The following is a 21,999-nucleotide window of genomic DNA, read 5'->3' as shown; positions in this document are numbered from 1 at the left end:
ATCAGCCTTTCTGGTCAAGGCGTCTCTTTATTGCTGGCATCAGAACTGGCCGGTTCGACGACGGCATCTGGCTCGTCTTCGGGTACAACAACGACAGGCCACTCCCGGAAAGGAAAAGGTTTGTCGTCATTGCAGCCGGTCAGGTAATACACAACCTGCTGGTAGTAAATTCCCAGCGACTGGCAGAATTTGCCCAATTCTTTTTGAGGGCGGCCTGTCAGCAGGCGTGACACCCATTGCACCAATGTTGACAACAGCAACACCAGATCAAGCATTCTGATTACAAAAATAAAGATAACGGTATAAATTGTTCGAAGCCAAAAAGCATCTGAGGTGACATTGGTTTTAAAGTTGACGTCTGACATGTAGCTAACTCCTGTTATATTTCGTGCCTGGGTAAGGCAAATTCTACATCGGACGCATGCTCACCGGTCATCAACTCTCGAGCGACCATTCCGGGATCGGCGCCATTAAACAAACATTCATAAGCACCCATCACCAGTGGCATATAGATACCTGAATCCTCCGCTTTAGCCCTGACATAGCGCAAGGTATTAACACCTTCGGCTACTTCCCCCAGCTCTTCTGTCGCCTGATCGAGGGTTTTCCCCTGCCCAATGGCATAACCAACCCGAAAGTTGCGACTGAGTGGCGACATGCAAGTAACAACCAGATCACCCACACCGGCCAGGCCGAGAAAAGTCAGTGGATTGGCCCCCATGGCGTCGGCAAAACGGCTCATTTCCGCCAGGGAGCGGGTAATGATCATGCTTTTGGTATTTTCCCCCATCCCCAAGGCTGCGACAAAACCCGACACGATAGCGTAAATATTTTTTAACGCCCCGCCCAGCTCGACGCCATACACATCATTGGATGCATAAACGCGAAAATAATTGCAGCTTAATGCCTCTTGGATATCACGACGAAGATCACTGTTTTCACTGGCAATCACGGTACCGGCCAGCTCTTTGCGGGCAATTTCCTTGGCGAGATTGGGGCCACTCAGCACCCCGACCGGGTTATCAGGAAAGACATCACGAATCACCTGGCTCATTAACAAAAAGCCATCGGGTTCAATCCCCTTGGTGGTGCTGACCAATCCCTGCTCAGGTTTGATCAGGTGCGCAAAGCCGGAAATAACCTCTCGAACCGACTTGCTGGGAACAGAGACAAAAATAACATCAGCCCCTACTACCGCTTCCTCGATGGTGGTGGTTGCCCGTAGTGATGAATTCAAGGCAATGCCGGGCAAATACTGCTCATTGACGTGTAACTGATTAATGCTTTCGGCTATTTCCGGGTTACGGAGCCACTGAATAGCCTGAATATTATTATCTGCAAGAATATTGGCTGTGACGGTGCCAAAACTGCCGCCACCAATGATGGCTGCTGTGCGGATGCCCACAAAAAATCTCCTGACGGGTGTTTATTGGGTTTGATGACATTCCAGGGTTTCAACCAACTGGCTAAAGGTATCGCGATTGCTGTCGTTCAGGTCCATCAACGCCTTGTGCGCAGAAATAATCTGTACCCGAGCCGCTTCTTCATCAACAGTATCATCGACCCAGTCGCGAAACTCTGCCTCATTGGCAAACGGCTCTTCCAGAATATGGAACACATGGTCAAAACCCATGCTCATCAATATGCGTGTAATGCTGGGGTCAGGAGAAAATACTGTCGGGGTGATTTTGAACCGGTCCCGACTCACAATCGCTATTTTCGCCAGCTGACCCAGTGTTGTACTGTCGACCCCCTCTGCCGAGGATAAATCCACCAGCACGTTGGCAAACATACCATCGGAGAGCACCTGACGGATATATCGGTCAAATGCAGTACAAAGATTAAGTCGAACATCCCCGATCAAACGTACAATCTGAACCCCATGGTGCTGGGCAACCTGAATTTGACCCGATGTCATAGCTTACCTCGACCAATAGAGACCATTGCAATATCATCCGGAACTTCCAGTTCTTTCCCCAGACCCAGTACGGATGTCAGCCCGTCCAGGTCACCGTTCTGATCCTCAACCATACCGAGCAGAGCCTTTTCTTTCGCTGCCAGATTGGCTTCCGTAATAATTTCCAGCACGCCATCAGAAAACAGTAACAACCGGAAAGCAGACGGCAGTTCCAGGTGGCGAGTGGTGTACTCTGCCTCGCGAAACAGGCCAACCGGCATCCCCTGGCCTTCAAGATAACGACACCCGGAAGCATCCAGCAATGCGGGCATGGGCAAATGGCCACCGACGCTGTATTCCAGCACCGACTCCCGAGTATCCAGGATGCCGTAAAAAATGGTCAGATGCTTGTCCAGCCCGGTAGCCAGCATTTCATCATTCATGCGACTGAGCACCTGCGATGGATGCAACAAATCATCACTGGAGCCCCGGCGATAATTGCGCCGCAAACGATAGGTAAGGTTTTTCAGCAACACGGTGACAAACGCCGACGAAGAGCCATGGCCGGAAACATCGGCGATATAGAACACCAGCCGATGCTCGCCCAGCTCAAAATAGTCGAGAAAATCACCACTTAACATCAGCGACGGGAAAATCCGGTGATCGCAGCACAAGCCGTTATAGTTCAGCGAATCGGGCAGCATGCGCATCTGGATTTGCCGCCCTGCCATCTGGTCGGTACGCAACTCTTCCAGGCCGTGCCTTAACTCGGCATTGGTCTTTTCCAGATATTCCCGATAAGCGGTATTTTCTGTTTCCAGTTCAACCCGCTCCAGCGCCCGCTTGATGGCGTGGTGCAGCATTTCCAGATCAAGAATCGGCTTGACCAGAAAATCATCCGCCCCCATACGCAAGGCCTGGACAACATCGTCCATAACCCCGCCTCCGGACACAACAATCACAGGTAATGACGGCCAGCGCTGTTTCAGCTGCTCCAGCCATTCAATACCGCTAGTGTCGGGCATTCGCAAGTCACAGACCACAATATCTATATGATGACGATCGAGTTCTTTCCAGGCAGCCACTGCGGACGGTGCCGCTACCACCTGATAGTCGTATTCCACCAAAAATGTGGCAATACTCTCGAGCACCGAGGGGTCGTCATCAATGACCAGCACATTCGCGGCCATTCGCATCTCCTAACACCAGAAAGCATTTCGAACAAGAGGTCACGCCTCGACAGCCAGTCCAGCGACCGGGCTTAATACCAGTATAGCGGACCAGCCTGTCTTTCCTCTGACATCAGGGGCAGGCAATATGGATGCGAACACTAACGCCAAGCGAATCGCCATGCAATCCCTCTCAGCTGCTATGACCGGTGAATATCGAACTATACGGATTGGCACAGAAGAAACTGTCGACATATCACCGGCTAATGAGTGGTATAAGCGCTATTAAAGGCGTTTTTCAGTCCTATTGCCTATTATTTGGTTATATAAAAGACATTCAACCGTATTATTTGATACAACCAATAAATATCCACCCAAAAGCGACAGCAAACCGCTGATTTTTTCACCAGGATTTTTGACAATACCGACAAGATGCCTTGCGCCATACCCTGGTATTCATCGGGGCATCCGCAAAGGTTAAAGAAAAAAGAGGAATTAACCCGGTAGCGCAGCAGCATAATTCTGCCCGCCAACGGGTCAATCTTATCGAGAACAGCAGAACAGAATGCCTGCTGCGACGCCACGCAGTACTGCTATTTGCTATTTAAAGTACGCCTTATCCGTCACGCTGTGATCCGTTACATCGCGTACACCCTGAACCTCAGGAATCTTGGCGATCAGACTGGCTTCAACACCGTCTTTTAATGTCATATCCACGGCGCTGCAACCCTGGCAACCACCACCAAACTTGAGAATCGCCAGCCCGTCATCAGTGAGCTCCACCAGACTGACCTCACCACCATGGGATGCCAGGCCCGGATTGATCTCGGTATAGAGCAAATAATTGATACGCTCTTCCACCGGGCTGTCCTCAGTGACTTTGGGCATTTTTGCATTGGGAGCCTTGATCGTCAGCTGTCCCCCCATACGATCCTTGGCAAAGTCGATAATGGACTCTTCCAGATACGGCACACTCATCGCCTCAACGTAAACCCGGAGCAGCTCCATCTGTTGCAGCTTATCGTTTTCATTCACCTCTTCCGGGCGACAGTAAGCCAGACAGGTTTCAGCGTAACGGGTGCCCGGCTGGGTGATAAATACCCGCACAGACATATCTGGTGTTGGTTGTTTACTCAACAACTCAGCCAGGTAAGCTTCGGCATCCGGTGTAATCTTTACGTATTCGGTCATAAACACATCCTCAAAACTGATCGCCATTGTAGCGAAACCCGCCAGCCAGCGAAATACCCCACTAATATAGTTGGATAAGACAAGCTGGTGCACCTCTGATATAATCCCGGCCCTTTTTTTGTCGATCCGCAGTTCATTCGAGTGAGTCCAAGCACCATGCCCAACGCCAGCCGCCAACGCCGTATTCAGCAGTTGAAAGAGAATCTCACCCAACGCATCCATATTCTGGATGGTGGCATGGGGACCCTGATTCAGTCGCATCAACTGGAAGAAAAGGATTATCGCGGTGAGCGTTTTGCTGACCTGAACCAGGAAATCAAGGGCAACAACGACCTGCTGGTGTTGACCCAACCCGAAATTATTGCTGGCATTCATCGCCAGTACCTGGAAGCCGGGGCCGACATACTCGAAACCAACACCTTCAACAGTACCCGGGTCTCCCAGGCCGACTACCAGCTCGAAGACCTGGTGCCGGAGTTAAACCGCGAAGCAGCGGCCATTGCCCGCCGTGTCTGCGACGAAGTCGAGGCAGAGACAGGTATTCCCCGTTATGTCGCGGGCGTACTCGGCCCCACCAGCAAGACCTGCTCCATCTCTCCGGATGTCAACGACCCCGGCTACCGGGCTATCACCTTCGACCAGTTGGTCGAAGAGTACACCGAAGCCACTGCAGCCCTGATGGATGGCGGCGCCGACCTGATTCTGATTGAAACCATTTTTGACACCCTCAACGCCAAGGCCGCTGTTTTTGCCGTACAAGGCGTTTTTGAAGCCCGCGACGAAGCACTGCCCATCATGATTTCCGGCACCATCACTGATGCCTCGGGCCGCACCCTGTCCGGACAAACGGCAGAAGCCTTTTACAACTCGCTTACCCATGCCCGACCATTAACCATCGGTCTGAACTGTGCCCTCGGTGCCGAAGAGCTGCGCCCCCATATCGAGGAATTAAGCAACAAGGCCAACTGCTTTGTTTCAGCCCACCCCAATGCTGGCCTGCCCAACGAATTTGGCGAATACGACCAGACTCCCGCAGAAATGGCCGCCATCGTTGAAGAATTTGCCGCCAGCGGTTTTCTGAATATTCTCGGTGGTTGCTGTGGTTCTACCCCGGAGCACATCCGTGCCATCGCCGACGCAGTGGCCAAACATGCCCCCCGGGTTATCCCGGAGATCAAACCGGCCTGCCGACTGGCGGGTCTGGAACCATTCAACTTTGACGAGACCAGCCTGTTCGTCAACGTTGGCGAACGTGCCAACGTCACCGGCTCGGCAGTCTTCAAGCGCCTGATTGTGGATGAAAACTACGATCAGGCCCTGACCGTCGCCCGTGAGCAGGTCGAAAACGGCGCCCAGATCATCGATATCAACATGGATGAAGGCATGCTGGATTCCAAGGCCGCGATGGTACGCTTCCTGAATCTGATTGCCGCCGAGCCGGATATAGCCCGCGTCCCCATCATGGTCGACTCGTCCAAGTGGGATATCATCGAAGCTGGCCTGAAATGTATCCAGGGCAAAGCAGTGGTGAACTCCATCTCGCTCAAGGAAGGCAAGCAGGAGTTTGTCGACAAGGCCAGACGTTGCTTGCGTTACGGTGCCGCCGTAGTGGTCATGGCGTTTGATGAACAGGGCCAGGCCGACACCGAAGCCCGCAAGAACGAAATCTGTGAAAAATCCTACCGTATTCTGGTCGATGAAGTCGGCTTTGATCCGTCTGATATTATTTTCGACCCGAACATCTTTGCCGTCGCCACCGGTATCGAAGAACACAACAACTACGCCGTTGATTTTATCAACAGCTGCAAATTCATTACCGACAACCTGCCTCACGCCAAAATATCCGGCGGGGTCTCCAACGTATCGTTCTCGTTCCGGGGCAACAACCCGGTGCGGGAAGCCATTCACTCGGTCTTTCTCTACTACGCCATCAAAAACGGCCTTAGCATGGGAATTGTCAACGCCGGTCAGCTGGCGGTCTACGATGACCTGCCAGCAGAACTGAAAGACCTGGTAGAAGACGTGATTCTCAATCGCCGTGACGATGCCACCGACCGCCTGTTAGCCGTCGCCGAAAATTATCGTGGCGATGGTTCGGTGGCCGAAAAAGAAACCGAAGAATGGCGCACCCTGCCGATTACCGAGCGGCTGACCCACGCCCTCGTCAAGGGCATCAATACCTATGTCGAGGAAGATACCGAAGCGGCCCGCCAGCAATTTGCCCGGCCGATTGAAGTGATCGAAGGGCCATTGATGGACGGCATGAACGTCGTCGGCGACCTGTTTGGTTCCGGTAAAATGTTCCTGCCCCAGGTGGTCAAAAGCGCCCGGGTGATGAAACAGGCCGTAGCCTATCTGCTGCCTTATATCGAAGAAGAAAAAGACGGCAAGTCCGAAACCCAGGGGAAAATCCTGATGGCCACGGTCAAGGGGGATGTCCACGATATCGGTAAAAACATCGTTGGCGTGGTATTGCAGTGCAACAACTTTGAGGTGATTGACCTCGGCGTGATGGTGCCGGCGGAAAAAATTCTCAAAACCGCCAAAGAAGAAAACGTCGATATCATTGGCCTGTCCGGTCTGATTACCCCCTCACTGGATGAAATGGTTCACGTTGCCCGTGAAATGCAACGACTCGATTACCACATCCCACTAATGATTGGCGGCGCCACTACTTCCAAGGCGCACACGGCGGTCAAGATTGAACCTCAGTTCAAAAACGACATTGCCATTTACGTCGCCGATGCCTCCCGTGCCGTCGGGGTCGCTCAAAAACTGGTGACACCAGCGGCCAAGCCCGCCTTTATTGAAGCCACTCGCGACGAATACATCCACGTCCGTGAACGTAATGCCAACCGCAAAGCCAAGGCCCTGCTGCCGTACCCCAAAGCCGTTGCCAATGGCTTTACCTGCGACTGGGCCAACTATCAGCCCACGACACCCAAAAAACTGGGCATCCAGGTGTTTGACCATTTTGATGTCGCTCAACTGGTGGATTACATCGACTGGACGCCGTTTTTCATGTCCTGGGAACTGGCTGGAAAATACCCCCGTATTCTCACCGATGACGTTGTCGGCGAAGCGGCCACCAATCTGTTCAAGGACGCCCAGGCGATGCTGAAACGCATTGTCGATGAAAAACTGTTCCGCGCCCGTGCTGTGATTGGCCTCTGGCCTGCGGCCAAACGGGGTAACGACGACACCGTGATTTTCAACCCGGACAACCCATCCGAAGAACTGGCCATTCTGCATCACCTGCGCCAGCAGACCGACAAACCCAACGACCAGCCCAATTACTCGCTGGCGGATTTTGTCACACCAGAAGATCAGCTCACCCATGGCAAACAGGATTACATGGGAGCGTTTGTTGTCACCGCCGGGATTGAAGCCGAGCAGCTGGCGCAGAATTACAATGCCAACCATGACGATTACAACAGCATCATGATCAAGGCACTGGCCGACCGTCTGGCCGAAGCCTTTGCCGAGCATATGCACCAAATCGTGCGCAAGGATATCTGGGGCTACGCAGCGGACGAACAACTGGATAACGAACAACTGATCAAGGAAAAGTATCAGGGGATTCGACCAGCCCCGGGCTACCCGGCCTGTCCGGATCACACCGAAAAAGCCACCTTGTTCAAACTGCTGGACGCCGAGGCCAATACCGATGTATTCCTCACCGAAAGCTTTGCCATGAGTCCGGCGGCTTCAGTCAGCGGCTGGTATTTTGGACACCCGGACGCCAAATATTTTGGCCTGGGGAAAATCGCCAAGGATCAGGTGGAAGACATCGCTGACCGCAAGGGGATGACTGTTGCCACCATGGAGCGCTGGCTGGCACCCAACCTCAACTACGACCGCTGAGCCATGTCAGTTGAGCACTGGCTTGGCAAACTGCTGCGGATTGAACCGCAGCGCCTGACCCGGATTTTTGGTATTGGCCTGCCAATCATCGGTGCCATGCTGTCACAAAGCCTGATCAATCTGATTGATGCCGCCATGGTAGGCCGCCTCGGTGATGCCGCCCTGGCGGCTATTGGTATTGGTGGCTACGCCTCCTTTATGATGGTTTCCATCGTCATGGGGCTGGCCGCGGCCGTACAGGCACTGGTAGCCCGCCGTATCGGCGCGGGCAAAACCGCCACCCTGCACGAGCCGCTGATGGCTGGTTTGCTTTCTGCCATCTTGCTGGCGGTGCCGTTATCCCTGCTGTTTATTTTTCTTGCGCCATCGTTGATTCCGACCCTGACCAACAACAGCGACGTCGCTGCCATTGCCACACCGTATTTCCAATGGCGCACCGCTGCCCTGATCGCCGTCGCGATGAACTTCGTCTACCGTGGATTCTGGAGTGGTATTGGCGAAACCCGCTTTTATCTACAAGTCCTGCTACTGATGCATGTGGTCAATATCTCACTCAGCTATCTGCTGGTATTCGGTATCGGTGACTGGCAAGGACTGGGCGCTGTTGGCTCTGGTATTGGTACCGCCATGGCACTGGTGTTTGGCAGTGCCCTGCTGTCCTGGCTGACATTCACCCATAAACGCCAGCGTCTGGGCCAGATCAAATTCCCTACCCGGGCAACCCTGCTGCAGCTGATCCGACTGGCCTGGCCCAATTCCGCCCAACAAACACTGTTTGCCCTCGGTATCAGCATTCTGTTCTGGATTATCGGCCAGATTGGCACCCGGGAGCAGGCCATTGGTCATATCCTGATCAGCCTGCAACTGATCCTGATTCTGCCCGCAGTCGGTATGGGTATTGCCGCCACCAGCCTGGTCAGCCATGCGCTCGGGGCAGGCCACCCCCAGGATGCTCACCGCTGGGGCTGGGATGTCGTCAGGGTCGCGACCCTGACTCTTGCGCTACTGGGCTTGCCGTTGTGCCTGTTCCCGGAATGGATTCTGGGTATATTCACCACCGAGACGAAACTGATTCAGGCCGGTATTCTCCCCCTGCAGATCACCGGTATCTTTATAGCCCTCGAAGTCACTGCCATGGTGCTGACCCAGGCACTGCTGGGGGCTGGTGCCAGTCGCCAGATCATGAAGATCAATCTGACCATGCAATGGTGTGTCTTCTTGCCGCTGGCCTATTTTGTTGGCCCGGTACTGGGGTTTGGTCTGGTGGGAGTCTGGATCCTGCAGGGCGTCCAACGTACCGGACTGTCGCTGATCTATAGCCTGATCTGGCAACGACGCCAATGGGTTCATTTATCTGTCTAGCCACCGGAGGCCAGACCATGCGCACCAGCACAGTGATTGCCCATCGCGGCGCCAGTCGTCTGGCACCGGAAAATACCTTGGCCGCCTTCCGGCTCGCCCAGCAGGCTGGTGCCAGCTGGATAGAAGTGGACGTTGCCCTGAGTGCTGACGGCCAGGCCGTTATTTTCCACGACGAACGGCTCGACCGCTGCACCAATGGCCATGGCTGGCTCTTGCTCCATACCCTGATCGAATTACAGCAGCTGGATGCTGGCAGCTGGTTTGCCGATCACTTCTGCCACGAACGAATTCCCACCCTGCAGGCTTTGCTGCACTGGGCCTGCCAGCACAGCATCGGCCTTAATCTGGAAATCAAGGCAGTGGTTGGCCGCGAGGCTGAAACCGTCCAGGCGTTGGTCATGGCATATCAGGCAACACTGGCTGAAACCGGCATGGTGCCGATTTTGCTCAGCTCGTTTAACCCGTTATCGCTGCAATACGCCCGCTCCGCCCTCCCCGAGGTGCCACGCGCCTTGCTGACGGAAGCCATTCCGGCAGATGCCGCGTTACGCCTGACCAGGCTGGGCTGCGAAGGGTTGCATTTTTGTGCCGATCTGGCCGACCCGGAAGTGATTCGGACACTGGCCAATGCCGGCTTTAACCTGCGTGCCTATACGGTCAACAACCCGACACAGGCGGATTCATTGTTAGCCATGGGCGTCAATGCGGTATTCAGTGACATAGCCGATTTACCTGTCACAAAGGACAATCCCGCCACAACGCCTTGAAAAACAACCTGTTCGGTTTTATCGAACGATCTAAGGCACAAAAGTAATTACGATATAGATAAATAGTCGTTTTAAGAATAAAGCGGCTTTGGTAATGTTCGCCCAACTAAAAAACCACCATTGGCCATGAGCCGATGAAGAAGCAACCGAGAGATTATGTACCAATACGACGAGTACGATCAGCAGATCCTGAACGAGCGCGTTGCCCAATTCAAAAGCCAGACGGAACGCTATCTGGCCGGGGAAATCGCTGAAGATGAGTTCTTGCCACTGCGCCTGCAGAATGGCATCTACGTGCAACGCTACGCCCCCATGTTACGGGTCGCGATTCCTTATGGTGCCTTTACTGCTGAGCAAATGCGCGCTCTGGCCAAGGTCGCCCGCGACTACGATAAAGGCTATGCCCACTTCAGTACTCGCCAGAACCTGCAGTTCAACTGGCCCAAGCTGGAAGACTGCCCTCAGATTCTGGCTGATTTGGCAAAAGTGCAAATGCACGCAGTACAAACCAGTGGTAACTGTATCCGTAACACCACCACGGACGAATACGCTGGTGTGGTTGCAGAAGAACTGGTAGATCCTCGTCCGTATTGTGAAATCATCCGTCAGTGGTCAACTTTCCACCCGGAATTTGCTTTCCTGCCCCGTAAATTCAAGATTGCGGTCAACTCGGTTCCCGGTGAAGACCGGGCAGCCACCAAGGTTCACGATATTGGCGTTCATATTATCCGTAACGACGCCGGCGAACTGGGCTACCGTATTCTGGTCGGTGGTGGCCTCGGCCGCACACCGATCATTGGTGAAACCATTCGGGAATTTTTACCTGAGCAAGACCTGCTCACTTATCTCGAAGCCGTGATCCGGGTCTATAACCAGTTTGGCCGTCGTGACAACAAGTACAAGGCCCGCATCAAGATTCTGACCAAGGCATTGGGCGTTCAGCGTCTGGGTGAACTGGTCGAGGCGGAATGGAACCGTATCAAGGATTCTGCCGCCAGGCTGACCAGCGCAGAGCTGGAGCGAGTCAAAAAACACTTTGTTGACCCCGCTTACGCCACACTGGATAACAACCCGGCCGAACTGGAAACTGCCAAAGCGGAAAACCCGGCCTTTGTTCGCTGGCTTGGCCGTAACGTCCGGGCACACAAACAGTCTGGTTACGCAGTAGTCACCCTGACCCTGAAGCAGAAAGGCACGCCACCCGGCGATGTTACCGCCGAGCAGATGGAGCAGATTGCCACCCTGGCCGATGAATTCAGCTTTGGTGAATTACGGTCGACCCACCAGCAGAACCTGGTATTGGCCAACGTTGAACAGCGCCAGCTGTTTACCCTGTGGCAACAGGCCAAAGCATTGGGTTTGGCAACACCCACCTTGGGCTTGCTGACCGACATGATTTGCTGCCCGGGAGGCGACTTCTGCGCCCTGGCGAACGCCAAGTCGATCCCGATTGCCGACGATTTGCAAGTCCGCTTCGACGATCTGGATTACCTGCATGATCTGGGTGAAATCGACCTGAATATCTCCGGTTGCATGAACGCCTGCGGTCACCACCATGTCGGTAACATTGGCATCCTGGGGGTTGATAAAAAAGGTCAGGAATTTTATCAGGTGTCACTCGGCGGCAACTCCGGCGAACGTGGTACGGCCTCTCTGGGCAAGATTCTGGGGCCATCGTTCTCCCGCGAACAGCTGACCGGTGTGGTCGCCAAGGTACTCGATCTGTACGTGGCCTCTCGCCATGTGGGCGAATCCTTTCTCGAAACCTACCAACGTATTGGTCATAACACATTCAAGGAGGCGGTATATGGCAAAGCTGATTAAAGACGGGGCCTTTGTTGCCGACGATGCCTGGACCCGTATCGACGACGATGCCATCGCCACGGAATACAGCCTGATTTCGCTGGACCGCTGGACACATCAACAAGCAGAATTACAACCCCTGGCATCACGGGGCAAGCTGGGGCTGTATCTGAACAGCGACCAGCTGGCTGAGATGGTGGCCGAACAGTGTCGCAATTTTGCTGTAATTGCCGTGGACTTCCCCAAGTTCAGCGATGGTCGTGGTTATTCCACCGCACGTCTGCTGCGTGACCAGTACCACTACGCCGGTGATTTACGCGCTGTGGGTGATGTCTTGATTGACCAGCTGTTTTTTATGAAACGGGTTGGCTTCAGCTCCTACGCCCTGCGTGACGACCAGAATGAAGCGCATGCACTGGCAGCCTTTTCATCTTTCAGCCAGCCATACCAGGCGGCGATGGATGACCAGCGGCCATTGTTCGCCCGGGTTTCACGCTAGCATTGCGTAACCATCGTTCTGCGTGCTGACCCTTGTGGCCAGTACCGACGCACCAGCAACAGGCTCCTTCGGGAGCCTGTTGCGTTTCTCCCGGCCAGAATCTCCCGGCCAGAAAATACCGCTCCGCCCTTATGGACCTCAACGCAATAAATCGCTATAGGCAACAATCTGCGCCATAACAGACTGGCAGGCTCGGCGGCGCTATCGTAATCTGAAACCGGCAACAAAGGAGCAAGGCATGCAGCAAGACATTGTTTTTTCGACTTTTTTGATTTTTGCGGGTGCTTCGATACTGGCTACCTTTGCCCTTTATACCCGCCAGCCCGTCTTGATTGCCTATATTGCCCTCGGCACTCTGATCGGCCCTTTTGGGGTTGGCTGGATTGATCACCCGGAGCAACTGGAAAACATGTCGCACATCGGCATTATTTTCCTGCTATTCCTGCTCGGCCTCGATATGCAGCCCAGTTCACTGATCGCCGTAATAAAACAGGCATCGACCATTGGCCTGGCCAGCTCGCTGGTGTTTTTCCTTGCCGGTTTCTCCATTACCTGGCTCTTTGGTTTCAGCCAGATGGACAGCATTATTATTGGCCTGGCGCTGATGTTCTCCAGTACCATTATTGGCCTGAAACTCTTGCCTACCACGGTGTTGCACCATAAACATATGGGCAACCTGATGATCGGTCTGTTACTGCTGCAAGACATGCTGGCCATTTTTACACTGATTTTTCTGGGTGTAATGAAAGGCGACAGCGAGATGCCCGTCTGGCAGCCGTTTATTGCCCTGCCCCTGCTGATTGGTGTTGCCTACCTGGCAGTCAGGTTTGTCTTGCTGCCTCTGATCACCCGCTTTGACCGCTACCGTGAGTACCTGTTTATTCTTGCCATCGGCTGGTGTCTGTCACTGGCTGAAGCAGCACAGCTGGCAGGCCTGACCTATGAAATCGGTGCCTTTATTGCGGGTATTACTCTGGCCACCAGCCCCATTGCCCAGTTTATCGCCATTAGTCTCAAACCCTTGCGAGACTTTTTTCTGGTTATGTTTTTCTTTGCCCTGGGTGCGGGGCTTGACCTGACGATGCTACCGTCGGTCGCGGTCAGTGCGATCACCTTGGCGGTCGTCGTCCTGGCACTCAAACCCATTACCTTCCGGGTATTGCTGCGGGGCTTTAGCGAGCGCACCAGTCTGGCCTGGGATGTCGGCTTTCGGTTGGGGCAAATCAGTGAATTTTCGTTACTGGTCGCTTTTGTTGCCGTTGAAAGCTCCCTGCTGTCGGAGCGTGGTTCATTGCTGATACAGGCAACCGCCATTATCACTTTCGTGATATCCAGTTACATCGTGGTATTTAACTACCCCAACCCAATTGCGGTCAGTGACAAGTTAAGACGAGATTAGGCAAGAAGCTGAAAAAGGAGGCCCGGCAACAAAACCCGGCCGAGAGACAATAACCGAGAGAGGACAGTAACAGGCCGGGCCAGAAAAACTGGCCCGGCCGGTGATATCGGGCTACCGCAAAAACAACCAGGGCAGCCTGATCATTTTCAGCTTTTACTGACAGACTGCTGCTGCACCCGATTCAGCACGGTTGTTACTGCTTTACTGATGCCACCCTGAACGGCAAAACCGATTTTTTCCTGCAAGGTCTTTTTGTACTCATAACGAACACTGAATACGTCAGCATCAGCACAGGCCTTGGTTATATAGTCATCACTGGTGCCCAGCTCATCGATCAGGTCCAGCTCAACCGCTTGCTGCCCATACCAGACATCGCCATTCGCCACGGCAGCGACATCCAGCCTGGGGCGATAACGCTGGATATGCTGCTTGAACAGCACATGCGTCTCCTCAAGATCCGATTGGAACTTATCCCGGGCCTTGTCGGTGTTTTGCCCAAACATGGTGACAGTGCGCTTGTACTCTCCTGCCGTAAACAACTCATAGTCAACATCGTGTTTTGTCAGCAGTTTGTTGAAGTTGGGCAGTTGCGCCATGACCCCAATAGAACCCACCAGCGCAAAAGGGGCGGCAATAATGCGATCAGCCAGGCAGGCCATCATATAACCACCACTCGCGGCTACTTCATCCACGCAGATTGTCAGCTTGACCCCTTGATTACGAATACGCTCCAACTGCGATGCTGCCAGACCATAGGTGTGCACCATGCCCCCCGGACTTTCGAGCCGCAGTACAATTTCGTCTTCGGCCCGTGCAGAGGTCAGGATGGCGGTGATTTCATGACGTAACAAGTCCACCTCACTGGCCCGTACATCACCATTAAAATCAATAACGTACACTCTTTTTTGGGCAGGTTCTTCTTCCACTCCGCTTTTGAGCCGTTTGCGCTCTGCTTTCTCCTCGGCCTTTTCTTCCTTGTCGCGCTGTTTGTGCAGGGCTTTCAGCTCATGCTTGCCCAACACCGCCTCTTCGATCACTTCTTTATATTCATCGATATCATCATTCAGGCGTTTGATCACCAACTCACCTTCAGAACGTGGTTTGTGGCGCATCCCCATGCTGGCTACAGCCCCAAGCAACAAGATAATAGCGCCAGCGATGGTGACTGTTTTCAGTAAAAACAATCCATACTCAGCAACAAATTCCACTCACACTTCCTTAAATGTAAAACCGCTAGTCTACCTGAACCCGGTGGCGCAACAAGTTGCCAGTCAGGAATAATCCACCATATTCATACAGTCGTTTGAATCCAGGTTGACACCTGTTCATGTGCCACATAGAGTGTGGCTATGGTTAAATACCTCCTGCCATTCGTTTTAGATACGCCAATCCAGATCATCTAAAGTCAGTGCATGACACTAACAATAAAGGAACAAGCCCATGACTTCCGTCGCAGAGATTATCAATACACTGAACAAGCGCTTTGATTCAGATGCAGCCAACGACCTGAACGCCACGTTCCAATTCAGTATCGAAGATGGTGATGACTACTATATCGCTATCGCAGATGGCACCTGCACCGTTGGCGAAGGCGAAAATGATGATGCAGACGTCACTCTGGTTATGAACACTGAAACACTGGCCGGTATTGCCAGCGGTGAAACAGACGGCATGCAAGCCTTTATGTCGGGCCAATTACGAGTAGAAGGCGATATGATGTTGGCCACCAAGATTGGCGAACTGTTTCCAGCCTGAACGACAAGCATAAAAAAACGGGCAAGGTGCCCGTTTTTTATGCTTTATCTTCTGCCCGGCTAACGGGCGTAATCACCAGTCGCCACCCAATGCTTTTTCGGCTACATCATTAACCGGTCGAGCGACCACCCCGGCGGGGGTAATATAAACGGCATACACCGCACCATTAACCAATGGCATAAATACCGCACTTCCCATCTCCGCCTGCAGCCAGAAGCCGATATCCTTGACCAGATTCCACGAATCAATCATGCCTGAACTCGATAACTCAAACAGTGTACGTTCTGCTGTACGCTCCTGTTCCAGCGATAAAAAACGCCCCGACAACCGATCCAGGCGATAAACCGGTGCGGCACTCAATGCCTGAAACGGGCCGTCCCAGGTCAGCAGCCGAACATCCAGCTGCCACTGGTCACCATTCAGGATATAGCGTTTTTCAATATCGGTTTCATCCACCAGGCTGATATCAAATACCTGGTCGCCGGTTTCATAGACACTGACCGTCAACTCCGGTACATCCGGCTGCGCTTGTTTGTAGCTCCACAAGTCCAGGGCGATATACACCAGCAGAAACCCGCCAAACAGCATCAGCATCCCGGCCGTGCCCTTTAGCCATTGGATAAACCAGGATTGCCCAAGCCACATCACGGCAACCACAACCAGAATCAGGACAATAATCGAGCCGAGCAATCCCAGCAGCGCATCATGCAGCATCATGGTCAGCTCTGCAGATGCACAAGACTCTCTTGTGCCAGTCGAATCGCTTCATCAGCACCGGCAGTCTGGCCATTAAGGGTATCGAGAAAATACTCAATAGCCGTAATAGCGTCAGCAAATGCTTCCATTTTATGTTCTTCTATCGGTTCACGGGCAGCCAACACCTGATACGTAATAAAGTTATTCAGCGCCAGCAGCACATCATGAGCCGGGCGTTTATCGAGAAACAACAGCGCACCGGCCACGTCGAGCAAGCTTTTACCGACATTTTTGATATGCAGGTGGTCGCCGTCTGATTCCAAATAACTGCCAATTGCCCGTTTGATCATCGCCAGGGCTGTCATGGATTCTGAGACCACAGCAATACGGGCTTCTCTCAGGCTGATTGGATCGACCAGGGTTTTGGTGTCCAGGCCACTGTGCGATATCGCGCGCAAGTCCTGCTCCAAACGTATGATACTGTCCGCCACACTGGCGACATTATCTTTCAGAGCATGGGTTCCACCTGCCCGCAACTGCTCAACCAACGCCAGGGTACGACTTGCCGGTAACGCCTGATTGGTAATCATCAGGGTGTCACCGATACGCGCCAACGACGCCAGCAAGTCCTCGAAGTCTTCAGCACTGATGTCGATACGCTCAATCAGGTCGACCTGGTCCTTGATCATTTGCAGCTCTTCCTGCAACGCGGTCGCCAGTGATTCCATGGCGGCGGTATCCGGGCCTCGTAACTGGTTACGGAATTCCACCAGCTGGGCTTCTTTTACACCACGGCCAATCTGGAACTCTTCCTGCAGAGTACGAATCAGGTCGGAATCCGGCTGTGCCAGCGATATGATATGAACAAATTCCTTCAGCAACCAGTCTGGCTGCTTCTCCGCAAATGCCTTGCCTTCGGTGTCCTGAACATGTCGCACTTGCTTGTCCAGCTGCCCCATCAGAGTCAGCCGCGACGGCGTCATTTCGAAGTTTTCCTGCGCCAGCGCGTCCAGGGCACCCATCACCGTATGCCAGAACAACCAGGAAGCACCACCCCGGCTCGCCTTTTCAAAACGGCTGATGGCACGGGACATCACCATCACAGGCCCCTTCCGGCCTTGCCGACGCATCAGGCCCAGCAAGCCCAGCTGGTACATCTGGCGCGCTCGCCGATACGGGAAGCGCATCATGCCGGACTCAACCTTGGGGATCGTCACACGAGGCCGCAGGTTCACCAGAAAGAAATAGGCTTCCGGCAGGGGCGCATCGTTACGTTCTTTACGGATCTGGTTAATAGAGGGGATCAGCAAGCTGGGGGACAATGGATAACCGGCACCCAGCAAATCGACAAACCGTTTCAGGAATACAATGGCCTGGGTAAACACCGTTAATGTCTGATCCGCCAGCCGCTCACCCCGAGCAGACCGGCCAGTTTCTGCAAACTCCTCACAAATACGCTCGCCAGCACGGAAATCGAGCATCTTGAATGTGCCCCGTACTTGCTGAACCTCGGCCAAAAAGGCGCGAAACTGCTCCGGGCTGCCCGTTTCTGAATACATATCCAACTGTGCAGCGGCTTGATCCAGTGCGTTGGCCACCTCGGCTTTTACCAGGTTCAACGATACTGCAAACGTTGACTCTTCACTTCCGATCATTAGTTCTGCCATGAGTGTTTGTCGTATTTTGTGAACATTTGTTATTGCCATTCTATCGACTTCATCTACCAATCGCGAAAGTTTTGCGACGCGGAAGTCAAATGGCGATGCACTTGCCAAATAAAACCATATACAAGGCTTTTTATCTGCATTAGCACGATCTACCGCAGATAGTACACGGATAACCAACCAAGTATTGGACACAAGTTGCAAATAATTGAAAACCCATTACATTGCCCGTCTCCCAAAAGGGAGGCAACCAAGGAATAACGCATGACCGTCAACTTACTCGCTGCATTCAGGCATAACTTCTTGGGCAACGCACCCCAGTGGTACAAGCAAACCATTGTTGCCTTTCTGGTATTCAATATCATCAGCGTTTATACGCTGGGTACCTATATAACCGGCTGGATCCTGATTGTGGAGTTTATCTTCACACTGGCCATGGCATTGAAGTGTTACCCCCTTCAACCCGGTGGATTATTGGCCATAGAAGCTATCTTGCTCAATATGGCACCGGCTGACACGGTTTACGAAGAAGCGCTCCATAACTTCCCCGTCATTCTGTTACTGATGTTTATGGTCGCAGGGATCTACTTCATGAAGGACCTGCTGCTGTATGCCTTCACCAAGATTCTGCTGGGTGTAAAATCAAAAACAACCCTGTCTTTACTGTTTTGTATTGTAGCGGCCATTCTGTCGGCATTTCTGGATGCCCTGACTGTTACCGCGGTACTGATCAGTGTGGCTGTCGGCTTTTATAGTGTGTATCACCGGGTCGCCAGCGGCAATTTGTCTCAGAACCACGACCACGGTTCGGACGCACAATTAAAAGACCAGCATCGCCAGGACCTTGATACCTTCCGCGCATTTCTGCGTAGTTTATTGATGCATGGCGCCGTCGGCACCGCCCTGGGGGGTGTTTGCACCCTGGTTGGTGAGCCGCAAAACCTGTTGATTGCCAAGGTCGCTGGCTGGGAGTTTTTTGATTTTTTCACCACCATGGCCCCAGTGACCATGCCGGTACTGGCCGCAGGACTGTTAACCTGCTTCCTGCTCGAAAAAACCGCCATATTCGGTTACGGCACCCAGCTGCCTGATGATGTACGCCGTATCCTTCAGGATTACGACAACAAACAATCCTCTCGCATGACATCAAAACAAGCCGCACGACTGGTGATACAAGGCATTGTTGCCATATTACTGGTGTTTGGCCTGGCGTTTCACCTGGCTGAAGTAGGTCTTATTGGCTTGATGGTCATTATTCTGCTGACCACCTTTAACGGTATTATCGAAGAACATCAAATCGGCAAGGCATTTGAAGAAGCACTGCCATTTACCGCGTTGCTGGTGGTATTTTTCAGTATCGTGGCTGTCATTCACAGCCAGCATTTGTTTACCCCGATCATTAGCTGGATTCTCGACACCAACAATGTGTCGCCATCCGCCCAGCCTGGCATTTTCTTTCTCGCCAACGGTGTGCTGTCAATGATCAGCGATAATGTCTTTGTTGCCACTGTCTATATCACCGAGGTCAAGGAGGCACTGGATGCCGGTCATATCGACCGTGATCACTTCAACCTGCTGGCAACAGCGATCAATACCGGAACCAACCTGCCCAGCGTGGCAACGCCTAACGGCCAGGCTGCATTTCTGTTCTTGCTGACATCCAATCTGGCACCGCTGATCCGGTTGTCTTACGGCAAGATGGTCTTGATGGCGCTTCCTTATACCATCGTGATGACCGGCATCGGTTTTATTGCTGTCACCTACTGGCTCTAGCTGACAGGCCGTCTACCTGCCCAGCGACAATTACGACTTGCAATAGCTCCAGTTGGTTATTGGATTGGTCGTTTTTATCGCCTGGACGGGTAACCAGACCTTGAGCAACCATCACTGCCGCCAGAGTGCTCCCTCGCTTTTTTTATCGATCATATCCAGCATGCGTTCGTGCGCGGACACTTCATCGGCTGTCGCCAGGATAACAGGCAACTCCGCTTTGGCTGCCAGAGTCTGTAACATTTCCAGATCCAGTCCATCCCCTTCACCAGCCCGATTGTCATCCTCTACCGATAACATCAGATCTGTCTGACCACCGGTCATCATCAGATAAACGTCGGCCAGAATCTCCGCATCCAGCAAAGCCCCGTGCAGGTCCCGGTGGCTGTTATCGATATCAAATCGCTTGCACAGTGCATCCAGTGACGCCCGGGCTCCTGGAAACATCTCCCGGGCCAGCTTGAGAGTGTCCAGTGTGGTACAGAAATCCAGTGTCGGTGACACGCCCAACAAGCGGAATTCGTAATCCATCATGCCAATATCAAACGCCGAGTTGTGAATCACCAGTTCCGCACCGGCAATAAACTCCCGGAATTCATCCACGATATCAGCAAATACCGGGCAACCCTGTTCAACCAGCCATTCCATACTGATGCCATGGACGGCTTGCGCTTCCGGGTCGATTTCCCGTTGTGGGTTGATGTAGCGATGATAATGACGACCGGTCAATTTCCGTTCGATCACCTCCACGCAGCCAATTTCCAGAATCCGGTGTCCTTCACCGATACCGGTGGTTTCTGTATCCAGTACTACTTGTCTCATAACATCACCTGCTCAACACCGCGATTGGCTAACTGATCGGCTTTTTCATTCCCTTCATGGCCGGCATGACCCTTGACCCACTGCCATTCGACCTGATGCTGCTGGCAGGCCTGATCCAGTGCTTGCCACAAATCCTTGTTTTTAACCGGCTGCCGGGCGGCCGTCTTCCAGCCATTTTTTTTCCAGCCCGCCATCCATTGATTGATGCCTTGTTTTACATATTGTGAATCCGTGGTCAGCACCACATCACATGGCCGGGTTAACGCTTCAAGACCCCGAATCGCGGCCATTAACTCCATACGATTGTTGGTGGTATTTCGCTCGCCACCACACAGTTCTTTTTCTTTGTCACCAAAACGCAGCAACGCTCCCCAACCGCCGGCTCCCGGATTACCCTTGCAAGCGCCGTCCGTGAAGATTTCAACTTTCATATCATGTATTCCAAATTAATCTGTTGGTAGCTGATTATTAACTGTCGGCAGTGTATCACCTGCCACCCTGGCCGCCGGTACAGCCATGCCAAACCCAGGATTCATCAACCAGCGCCGTGGTTGAATCGGCGTAACACCGGCGACGGTCTTGCGCGCCACCATGATATAGGCGTTGGCAGGCACCCAGGAATGACCGGCCAGCACCCGGTCGAAACGACGACTGGCCCCTTCAGACAGCAACCGCAATGGCCACAGATGCGCCACCGGCGTAACCGACTCCACCCGGAAGTCCAGCAACGTTAGCCAGTCACTCAACCGCGGTGCACTGACGCAGTTCACTACCCAGGGCAAACGGGACGACAGGGTAAACCCTCGTCGCAGCAGACCAAACACACTCATTGGCGAAAACCCCACCACCACTACATAACCGCTTGGCACCAGCACTCTGGCTGCCTCGCGCATCATCTGATGTGGCCGGGCCGACAAATCCAGACCATGCTGCAAAACCACCACATCAACCGATTCATCTGCCAATGGCCAGGCATCGTCTTGCATCCGCGCATCGCAGCCCGAATCCCTGGCCCAGCCCGGCGCCATACGAAAACAATGGCGTAATCGTGTTCGCTTCAAAAACCGGGGGGTATTATCGATCCCGGCGTACAATAAATGATGGCCATGAAAATCGGCCAGAGCCTCTCTTAACCAGCCAGCCTCAAGGGACAACAAACGCCTGGCGGAGCCTGACTCTATCCACTGCTGATACACTTCGGACTTGATCCGGATACCCATAACACTCCCGCTGGAATAAACCTGTCTGCAAGACATAAACCATGTCTTTGGCTGTAACCACTGCGATCCGGTTGCCAGCGTATACGGCAATCTCTAGACTGTGCCGCGACTCTATCGACAT

At 53.2% G+C, this 21,999-nt stretch carries 19 protein-coding genes; 8 read left to right on the top strand and 11 right to left on the bottom strand.

What is annotated here, in order from left to right:
* Positions 1–14 precede the first annotated feature (14 nt).
* The 5 genes from Q4551_RS02365 to nfuA all read right to left on the bottom strand — a co-directional run bounded on the left by Q4551_RS02365 (position 15) and on the right by nfuA (position 4,257).
* Positions 15–365, bottom strand: a complete 351-nt coding sequence (locus Q4551_RS02365; protein ID WP_303431574.1) for a DUF4389 domain-containing protein — start codon at positions 363–365, stop codon at positions 15–17.
* A gap of 14 nt (positions 366–379) precedes the next feature.
* Positions 380–1,405: an NAD(P)H-dependent glycerol-3-phosphate dehydrogenase gene (locus tag Q4551_RS02360; protein WP_303431572.1), complete on the bottom strand. Its 1,026-nt coding sequence runs from the start codon at positions 1,403–1,405 to the stop codon at positions 380–382.
* A 21-nt stretch (positions 1,406–1,426) separates the two neighbouring features.
* A complete protein-coding gene (locus Q4551_RS02355) occupies positions 1,427–1,918 on the bottom strand; it encodes an STAS domain-containing protein (RefSeq protein WP_303431571.1) in 492 nt (163 codons plus the stop codon).
* Positions 1,915–3,087, bottom strand: a complete 1,173-nt coding sequence (locus Q4551_RS02350; RefSeq protein WP_303431570.1) for a SpoIIE family protein phosphatase — start codon at positions 3,085–3,087, stop codon at positions 1,915–1,917. The genes Q4551_RS02355 and Q4551_RS02350 overlap by 4 nt, the downstream gene beginning before the upstream one ends.
* Before the next feature lie 579 nt (positions 3,088–3,666).
* Positions 3,667–4,257 (bottom strand): Fe-S biogenesis protein NfuA, encoded by a 591-nt coding sequence (nfuA, locus tag Q4551_RS02345; protein ID WP_303431568.1) that lies wholly within the window; start codon positions 4,255–4,257, stop codon positions 3,667–3,669.
* A gap of 156 nt (positions 4,258–4,413) precedes the next feature.
* Here nfuA and metH point away from each other — a divergent pair, with 156 nt between their 5' ends.
* The 6 genes from metH to Q4551_RS02315 all read left to right on the top strand — a co-directional run bounded on the left by metH (position 4,414) and on the right by Q4551_RS02315 (position 13,951).
* Positions 4,414–8,121: a methionine synthase gene (gene metH / locus Q4551_RS02340; RefSeq protein ID WP_303431719.1), complete on the top strand. Its 3,708-nt coding sequence runs from the start codon at positions 4,414–4,416 to the stop codon at positions 8,119–8,121.
* Positions 8,122–8,124: 3 nt separating this feature from the next.
* Complete coding sequence (locus tag Q4551_RS02335; RefSeq protein ID WP_303431567.1) at positions 8,125–9,483, top strand: MATE family efflux transporter; 1,359 nt, start codon at positions 8,125–8,127, stop codon at positions 9,481–9,483.
* 17 nt (positions 9,484–9,500) lie between these two features.
* Positions 9,501–10,250 carry a glycerophosphodiester phosphodiesterase family protein gene (locus Q4551_RS02330; protein ID WP_303431566.1) on the top strand — a complete coding sequence of 250 codons (750 nt, stop codon included), beginning with the start codon at positions 9,501–9,503 and terminating at the stop codon, positions 10,248–10,250.
* A 156-nt stretch (positions 10,251–10,406) separates the two neighbouring features.
* Complete coding sequence (locus tag Q4551_RS02325; RefSeq protein ID WP_303431565.1) at positions 10,407–12,074, top strand: nitrite/sulfite reductase; 1,668 nt, start codon at positions 10,407–10,409, stop codon at positions 12,072–12,074.
* A complete protein-coding gene (locus Q4551_RS02320; RefSeq protein ID WP_303431564.1) occupies positions 12,058–12,552 on the top strand; it encodes a DUF934 domain-containing protein in 495 nt (164 codons plus the stop codon). Before Q4551_RS02325 ends, Q4551_RS02320 begins: the two co-directional genes overlap by 17 nt.
* A gap of 238 nt (positions 12,553–12,790) precedes the next feature.
* Complete coding sequence (locus Q4551_RS02315; RefSeq protein ID WP_303431563.1) at positions 12,791–13,951, top strand: cation:proton antiporter; 1,161 nt, start codon at positions 12,791–12,793, stop codon at positions 13,949–13,951.
* A 146-nt stretch (positions 13,952–14,097) separates the two neighbouring features.
* On the opposite strand, the gene sohB is transcribed toward Q4551_RS02315, so the two are convergent.
* On the bottom strand, positions 14,098–15,159 hold the full coding sequence (gene sohB, locus Q4551_RS02310; RefSeq protein ID WP_303431562.1) for a protease SohB: 1,062 nt from the start codon (positions 15,157–15,159) through the stop codon (positions 14,098–14,100).
* Between the two features lie 232 nt (positions 15,160–15,391).
* Here sohB and Q4551_RS02305 point away from each other — a divergent pair, with 232 nt between their 5' ends.
* Positions 15,392–15,706 carry an SCP2 sterol-binding domain-containing protein gene (locus Q4551_RS02305; RefSeq protein WP_303431561.1) on the top strand — a complete coding sequence of 105 codons (315 nt, stop codon included), beginning with the start codon at positions 15,392–15,394 and terminating at the stop codon, positions 15,704–15,706.
* A 72-nt stretch (positions 15,707–15,778) separates the two neighbouring features.
* Here Q4551_RS02305 and Q4551_RS02300 read toward each other — a convergent pair whose 3' ends face one another.
* Positions 15,779–16,423 carry a hypothetical protein gene (locus tag Q4551_RS02300; protein WP_303431560.1) on the bottom strand — a complete coding sequence of 215 codons (645 nt, stop codon included), beginning with the start codon at positions 16,421–16,423 and terminating at the stop codon, positions 15,779–15,781.
* A gap of 2 nt (positions 16,424–16,425) precedes the next feature.
* Positions 16,426–18,069: a hypothetical protein gene (locus tag Q4551_RS02295; protein WP_303431559.1), complete on the bottom strand. Its 1,644-nt coding sequence runs from the start codon at positions 18,067–18,069 to the stop codon at positions 16,426–16,428.
* Between the two features lie 261 nt (positions 18,070–18,330).
* Between Q4551_RS02295 and nhaB the strand changes: the two genes are divergently transcribed.
* Complete coding sequence (gene nhaB, locus Q4551_RS02290; RefSeq protein WP_303431558.1) at positions 18,331–19,839, top strand: sodium/proton antiporter NhaB; 1,509 nt, start codon at positions 18,331–18,333, stop codon at positions 19,837–19,839.
* A gap of 111 nt (positions 19,840–19,950) precedes the next feature.
* Here the strand turns inward: nhaB and dnaQ are convergent, their stop codons facing one another.
* The 3 genes from dnaQ to Q4551_RS02275 are packed head-to-tail and all read right to left on the bottom strand — an operon-like array spanning position 19,951 to position 21,878.
* Positions 19,951–20,658 carry a DNA polymerase III subunit epsilon gene (gene dnaQ, locus Q4551_RS02285; protein WP_303431557.1) on the bottom strand — a complete coding sequence of 236 codons (708 nt, stop codon included), beginning with the start codon at positions 20,656–20,658 and terminating at the stop codon, positions 19,951–19,953.
* Complete coding sequence (gene rnhA / locus Q4551_RS02280) at positions 20,655–21,089, bottom strand: ribonuclease HI (RefSeq protein WP_303431556.1); 435 nt, start codon at positions 21,087–21,089, stop codon at positions 20,655–20,657. Before rnhA ends, dnaQ begins: the two co-directional genes overlap by 4 nt.
* 15 nt (positions 21,090–21,104) lie before the next feature.
* Positions 21,105–21,878 carry a class I SAM-dependent methyltransferase gene (locus tag Q4551_RS02275; RefSeq protein ID WP_303431554.1) on the bottom strand — a complete coding sequence of 258 codons (774 nt, stop codon included), beginning with the start codon at positions 21,876–21,878 and terminating at the stop codon, positions 21,105–21,107.
* Between the last annotated feature and the right edge of the window lie 121 nt (positions 21,879–21,999).

It is taken from the genome of Oceanobacter sp. 5_MG-2023 (genome assembly GCF_030548165.1).
Taxonomy (GTDB): Bacteria; Pseudomonadota; Gammaproteobacteria; order Pseudomonadales; family Oceanobacteraceae; genus Oceanobacter.
Note: the sequence above shows the minus strand (reverse complement) of the source record. Positions and strands in the feature narration are given on the sequence as shown.